The organism is Catenibacterium sp. RTP21428st1_D7_RTP21428_210409 (assembly GCF_040227455.1).
Classification (GTDB): Bacteria; Bacillota_I; Bacilli_A; order Erysipelotrichales; family Coprobacillaceae; genus Catenibacterium; species Catenibacterium mitsuoka_A.
Window position 1 is genome coordinate 41,574 of record NZ_JBEHVX010000005.1, and the last position, 6,000, is coordinate 47,573.

General features: G+C 35.1%; 5 protein-coding genes. All 5 read right to left on the bottom strand.

What is annotated here, in order from left to right:
* Positions 1–64 precede the first annotated feature (64 nt).
* Complete coding sequence (locus tag ABUA27_RS01680) at positions 65–427, bottom strand: hypothetical protein (RefSeq protein WP_129982112.1); 363 nt, start codon at positions 425–427, stop codon at positions 65–67.
* Positions 427–1,746, bottom strand: coding sequence for a M18 family aminopeptidase (locus tag ABUA27_RS01685; RefSeq protein WP_287846695.1), 1,320 nt, complete (start codon positions 1,744–1,746; stop codon positions 427–429). Before ABUA27_RS01685 ends, ABUA27_RS01680 begins: the two co-directional genes overlap by 1 nt.
* 67 nt (positions 1,747–1,813) lie before the next feature.
* The gene (locus ABUA27_RS01690) at positions 1,814–3,244 is read right to left on the bottom strand and encodes an amino acid permease (RefSeq protein WP_287846694.1); all 1,431 of its coding nucleotides are present in this window, start codon (positions 3,242–3,244) and stop codon (positions 1,814–1,816) included.
* A 280-nt stretch (positions 3,245–3,524) separates the two neighbouring features.
* Positions 3,525–5,165, bottom strand: a complete 1,641-nt coding sequence (locus ABUA27_RS01695) for a putative manganese-dependent inorganic diphosphatase (protein WP_349820089.1) — start codon at positions 5,163–5,165, stop codon at positions 3,525–3,527.
* A 10-nt stretch (positions 5,166–5,175) separates the two neighbouring features.
* Positions 5,176–5,835, bottom strand: a complete 660-nt coding sequence (locus tag ABUA27_RS01700; RefSeq protein WP_129982116.1) for a helix-turn-helix transcriptional regulator — start codon at positions 5,833–5,835, stop codon at positions 5,176–5,178.
* Positions 5,836–6,000 lie beyond the last annotated feature (165 nt).

Consider the following 6,000-nt stretch of genomic DNA (forward strand, 5'->3'; position numbering starts at 1 on the left):
TTCTTAAACGGATGCGTAAGCATCTAAAAAAACCCGACTTAATAAAATATTAAGTCGGAGTAGTTCACTTTGGCCATTCTTTACTGCACAAACGATTTGAAGCAATCATTCCAATGACTAATACTAGGAATGAGAAATCAATTCCTTTAGGGAATAAAACGTTTAATATCAATGCAAAAAGAATGCTTAATAATGTAATATTGAGTGATTTAGAAGAAATCTTTCTCTCTTTATATATCTTATACTGCATCTTGATCTGCAGGAATGCCAGAACAAGCGCAACAACAGCAACTAAACTATCGATATAGAAATTGATTAAATACTTCTGATTAATCAGCTCTTTGACAAACATAAGAGCAATATAGGAAGTCATGGTTCCTACCATCATAGAAACCATGAGCTTTTCTCTATCTTGTTGAAACTTCATTAGCGTTTAATTTCTAAGCTATGAGTAGATGTTTCCTGAATATGTGAATCAAATAATGCCTTCATTAATGCGATTGCATAGTAAGTATCCTTGATCCCAGCAGTTTCATATGATGAATGCATTGCAAGCTGAGGTAAACCGATATCTACAGCATTCATAGAAGCCTGAGCCATAGCGATATTACCTAAAGTACTTCCTCCAGCCTTATCTGAACGGTTAGCGAAATACTGTAGAGGTACATCTGCGCCAGATGCAAGAGACTTTACAACTGCCATTGATACGCCATCACTTGTATATTTCTGACCAGCATGTGACTTAACAACAACGCCTTCGTTCATATAAGTGCAGTTAGTTACATCAGTATGTTCTGGATGATTTGGATGTACAGCATGTGCATTATCTGCAGAAAGCATAAAGCTTGATGCAAGTGCACGATGGTAATCTTCTTCAGTCTTACCTAAAGCATTGTTGATACGAATTAATGTATCTCTTAATAATGTAGAATCAGCACCCTGCTTAGTTCCTGAACCTACTTCTTCGTTATCGAAGCAAGCCATGATATCGATAGATTCATCGTTATAACCAGCAAGTAATGCCTTTAATGAAGCGAAGCCACACTGTAAGTCATCTAAGTGACCTGCAGAAATGAATTCTTCATTAGCACCCCAGATAGATGGAGCCATACGGTTATAAAGATATAAGTCATGTCCTAAGATGTCTTCTTTCTTTACACCTAATTCATCCGCAATAATCTGTTTGAAGTCTTTCTGACGATCATCACCACCACTTAATAATGGAAGCATATCTACCTGTAAGTTATACTTGAATCCATCATTAGCCGCACGGTTCATATGAATAGCTACGTTAGGAATCATTAATAAATCACGATCAATGTTTAATAACTTAGTAACGATGCTGTTACCTTCAGATACTAATACACGACCAGCAATTGATAGAGGACGATCTAACCAAGTAGCACATAACATTCCTCCGTATCCTTCAGTATTTAACTGAGTATACTTATTCTTCACTTCGATTTCAGCATTTTCTTTAACCTTGAAAGTTGGTGAATCAGTGTGTGAAGTCACAATATTGAAACTGTAGTTGTCTAACTTTGTACCTACTTTGAAAGCTAAGATACTTGTATTATTTCTTGTTACATAATACTTACCACCTGGTACGATATCCCAATGTTCACTTTCTAATAATTCTTTAAATCCATCAGCATTTAAGATCTGACGATAGTTTTCTACTGCATGGAAAGCAGTAGGACTTTTTGATAAGAAATTTAATAATTCTTTTGAAGTTTCCTTAAACATTTTTATTATCTCCTTAATTTATATAAAAATATCCTTCTGGCCCTGCCAAAAGGATATTTTATATCATTTATCTTTTTCCTTCACGGCGTTCTTTTTCTGCAAGTTTAGGCATGATTAATCCTAAAGCACAAAGAACTACAGGGGCAATTACGTTTAATGCGAATGTGAATGGATCTTTGTCATACATACCAAATACACAGCAAGCACCAGTTACGATAAAGCACCAGATACCGAAGAACTTAGCAACAGCCTGATTCTTAACGAAACGATATTCTGCTGGGAACTTGTCCATAGCCTGACGTAAAGCAACATAAGCAGCAAATACCCATAAGTAACGCATTGGCATACATACTGAGTTAAGCTTATTTAACTGTTTTAATACAGAAGCTGCACCAGGAACGAATGACTGGATTAAGATGATTGAACCAGAAAGTACAACAACTAACTTAATACCGTTAATATATGCACCATACTTATTCTTCTTAAATAAAGCAGATGGGATATAATCTCTAGTTTCTTCGTTGTCTAATAACATTCTAAGTGGAGCATCAATACTTAATACTAAAGTAGAGAACTGACCAACCATGTTACATAATGCGTAGATAACTAGTAATGTATCACCCATATGATAGTATTGACCTAATTTCTGGAATGACCAATAAGCACCGTTAGCAACATAGCTTTCGAATGCCTGTTCAGAAGCATTGATCATCTTAGGATCGAACATCATACCCATTGCGAATGTACCTAAGATAGCACATACACAAACCATGATAGCAAGTGCAATCATACCTTTAGGGAATCCCTTTTCAGGGTTTTCTACCTTGTTTACATATGGTGAAATCTTTTCACATCCACCAACTGCGAATACTAAGATAGATAATGATGTGAAGTACTGTACATTGAACTGTGGCACGATGTTTTTAAAACTAAAGTCCATATGTACATAGCCACCATTAGGGTTGATAGCTGGTGCTGCGAACATCATTAAGATATAAAGGATTGACATAACAAACATTGAAGTTCCTGCTAATGTAGCAAGTTTCTTTAGTGGGTTTAATCCACGGCTTGCGATATAGCAGAATAATAAGAATACAGCAAGTGTAGCAAGCTGAACATAGATAGTTGGTAAGCTATCATAAACTGTATTGTTTCTGAAGATTACCCAGCTAAGAGCCTTTAATCCACCAGTACCTTTACTTGCGATATAAGTGATGTGACAAGCCCAATAAGTGAACCCTGCATAGTATGCAAGTTTAGGACCCATTGTTTCCATGATCCATGAGCTGACACCCCCACCGGCATTTTTAAATGCTGAACCAAGTTCACCAACCATAAGGGCATATGGTACGAAGTATAGTGCGAACATTAAAATCCAGCTGAATATAACCTGGATACCGTTGAAGTAAACGAAACCGTTAAGTACGTTACCAAAACCCCAAACAGTAGAAAATGCCATGAAAGCCAGGGTATACCATTTCATTTTTGAGTTTTCCATACTCTCCTCCTTAAATATTTTTGTTTTAAAATAAAAACAATCTTTTTATGCCTCAATAATTATACCAAATTTTCTGCAAATGTACCATACTTTTATATGTACAAAATACAAAATTAGATAAGATTATGTTGATATTTACGATAAAATAGTGAAATATTGTTTTAAGTAACCGTTTCAATTAAGTATGCAATAATAAATTATTCTTATTGTTTTAATTTATTAACATTTTCAAATAAATAAAAAAGCTATTCGTTGAGTTCTCAACAAATAGCTAAATTTATTAAGCGTTGATTGCACGTGTGATAGCGGGAACAACCTGCTTCTTACGAGAGATAACACCTGGTAAGTTCGTTTCATGTTCAACTAACTGTACATTGAAGGCATTTTCTACATATTCAGGATGGCTGCCTGCAACAAATACTTCACTTGTTGCATTGATGACATCAGTTAATAATAGAACTGCTGTATCAAATCCATTTTCAACACATAGATTTTCCATATATTCAAGCATTTCAGCCTTAAGTGGTGCAAATCCATCGATATCCATAGTATTAACCTGAGCAATACCAACTTTTGCATCACCAATATTGAATGCTTTGTAATCCTGGTTATAGATTTCTTCAATTGATTTACCTACTAATGAAGTACCAGCCTTAAACATTGCAAGACCAAATTCTTCAGCATCTACACCTGCAATTTCAGCTAATTCTAACGCAATTTCTTTATCAGTCTTTGTGCAAGTTGGAGATCTGAATAGTAATGTATCAGAAACAATAGCTCCTAACATTAAACCAGCTACATTCTTAGGAATTTCTACACCCTGTTCCTTATACATTTTCGCAATAATTGTACAAGTACAGCCAAGTGGTTCAGCTCTGAACTGTAATGGACCTACAGTCTGGAAATCAGCCACTCTGTGGTGATCTACTACTTCTAAGATTTCTGCTTCTTCAATACCTTCTACAGCCTGTCCTCTTTCGTTATGGTCAACAAGAATCATCTTCTTATGATCACCAGTAATAACCTGGAAACGAGAGATAGTACCTACTACCTGATCATTTAAGTCGATAACAGGATATGAATGATATCTTGTTTCACTCATTACTTCCTTTAAGTAATCTACAGTATCATCTGTAGAGAAGCATGTTAAATCACCCTTCTGCATCACATATTCAACAGGTACTGCCTGAATGATCTGCTGAGAAGTCTTGAATGTAGTGAAAGCAGTAGTCACTACACTGACACCTGCATTCTTACATTCTTCAAGAACTGATTCTTCTAAGTGTAATGAGTTAGTAAGGATGATTAAATCAACCTTCTTCTTCAACATTTCACGAATACCTTCAGTTCTGTCACCACCAGTGATGACAACATCATGTTCATTAACATGATCAATAACTTCCTGAGAGTTCATACCTGTGATATGAAGACTACCCTTAATAGTACGTAATTCAGGGTTTAAATAAACGATCTTAGCATCTAATGTATCTACGACGTTTTCAATTGGAGTATGTGCATTCTTTAAGATATCTTTATCCCAATCTTCCATGTAACCTTCAATAATGTTTGTAGAAGATAATAAACCTAAAAGATGAGAATGATCATCTAATACTGGAGCACTCTTTAAGTTCATCTGGCACATTAATGACCAAGCAGTTCTTAAAGTTAATTCTTTAGAGAATAGAGTTACCTGATCATAATCAAGATCTTCTACTTTCTGTTTAACTGACTTTAATAACTGTGGTGTATGTGCATTAAATCTCTTTAATACATACTCAGTTTCACGGCTTACTTCACCAAGTCTTACTGGTACTGCCTGTCCGTACTTATGAGTTGCATTTAATAAATATGAATAACTGATGGCCGCACAAATTGAATCTGTATCTGGATTCTTATGACCACTTACGTAAACTAAATCCATGTTTTTCCTCCTATGCTTTCTTTAAATAACGATAAATTGTTGGTTCAGAAACATCTAACTTATCTGCAACTAGGGCAATTGCACCTTTTACTTTAAATGTTCCTTTGTCCTGTAAGTATTTAACAACTCTGATCTTTTCTTCTACTTTTAATCTTTCTGCATGAACATAAGATGGAACTCCCATATTCTGCATACATTCATTGATGTATTTTTCTACCATCTCATCAAGTGGAGAAGATAAGATTTCGATTGGGCTATCATATTTGAATTCTACATTTGTATTATCTTTAATGCCAAGAATTCTTCTCATCGCAGTTTCAATATATTCAAAATCTGTGACGTTAACGTTAATACAAAGCATACCAACAGGGTAAACATTTCCTGGTTCCTTGATCCAGTATGTTGCAGATTTTAACAGTTTACCATCAGGTCCTGCTGTTTTGTAGTTCATGACATAGTCACTTTTTTCATACTGTTTTGTTTCTAAATAATGAACAGATAAATTTGAAAGCTTAGCACCAACTTCTCTGCCAGAAATCTCACCATTTGCAATAGCAACAACTTCCTGTTCAGGAGATGTGAGATCGTGTAAAGCTATTTCAACATTATCCCCTAACGCAACACCCAGGAATGGGACAAGGGCTGCATATGGTTCTAATAATTTATGCATTATACTGCCTCCTTTACAACAGAGTATTTTATCATAATAAAAAATATCAGTAAATTATTATTATCATAAAACAGAAATTTTTTATCAAGCCTCAATTGTAAAATGAAACTGGAATTAAGGAATTGGGATAAAGGGGCATGCCCCTTTATCCCAATTCGCGTGGCC

Bases quoted from the DNA above. Each gene is read 5' to 3' on its own strand.
- ABUA27_RS01685 (WP_287846695.1), bottom strand. From the start codon at position 1,746: ATGTTTAAGGAAACTTCAAAAGAATTATTAAATTTCTTATCAAAAAGT.
- ABUA27_RS01680 (WP_129982112.1), bottom strand. From the start codon at position 427: ATGAAGTTTCAACAAGATAGAGAAAAGCTCATGGTTTCTATGATGGTA.
- ABUA27_RS01700 (WP_129982116.1), bottom strand. From the start codon at position 5,835: ATGCATAAATTATTAGAACCATATGCAGCCCTTGTCCCATTCCTGGGT.
- ABUA27_RS01695 (WP_349820089.1), bottom strand. From the start codon at position 5,165: ATGGATTTAGTTTACGTAAGTGGTCATAAGAATCCAGATACAGATTCA.
- ABUA27_RS01690 (WP_287846694.1), bottom strand. From the start codon at position 3,244: ATGGAAAACTCAAAAATGAAATGGTATACCCTGGCTTTCATGGCATTT.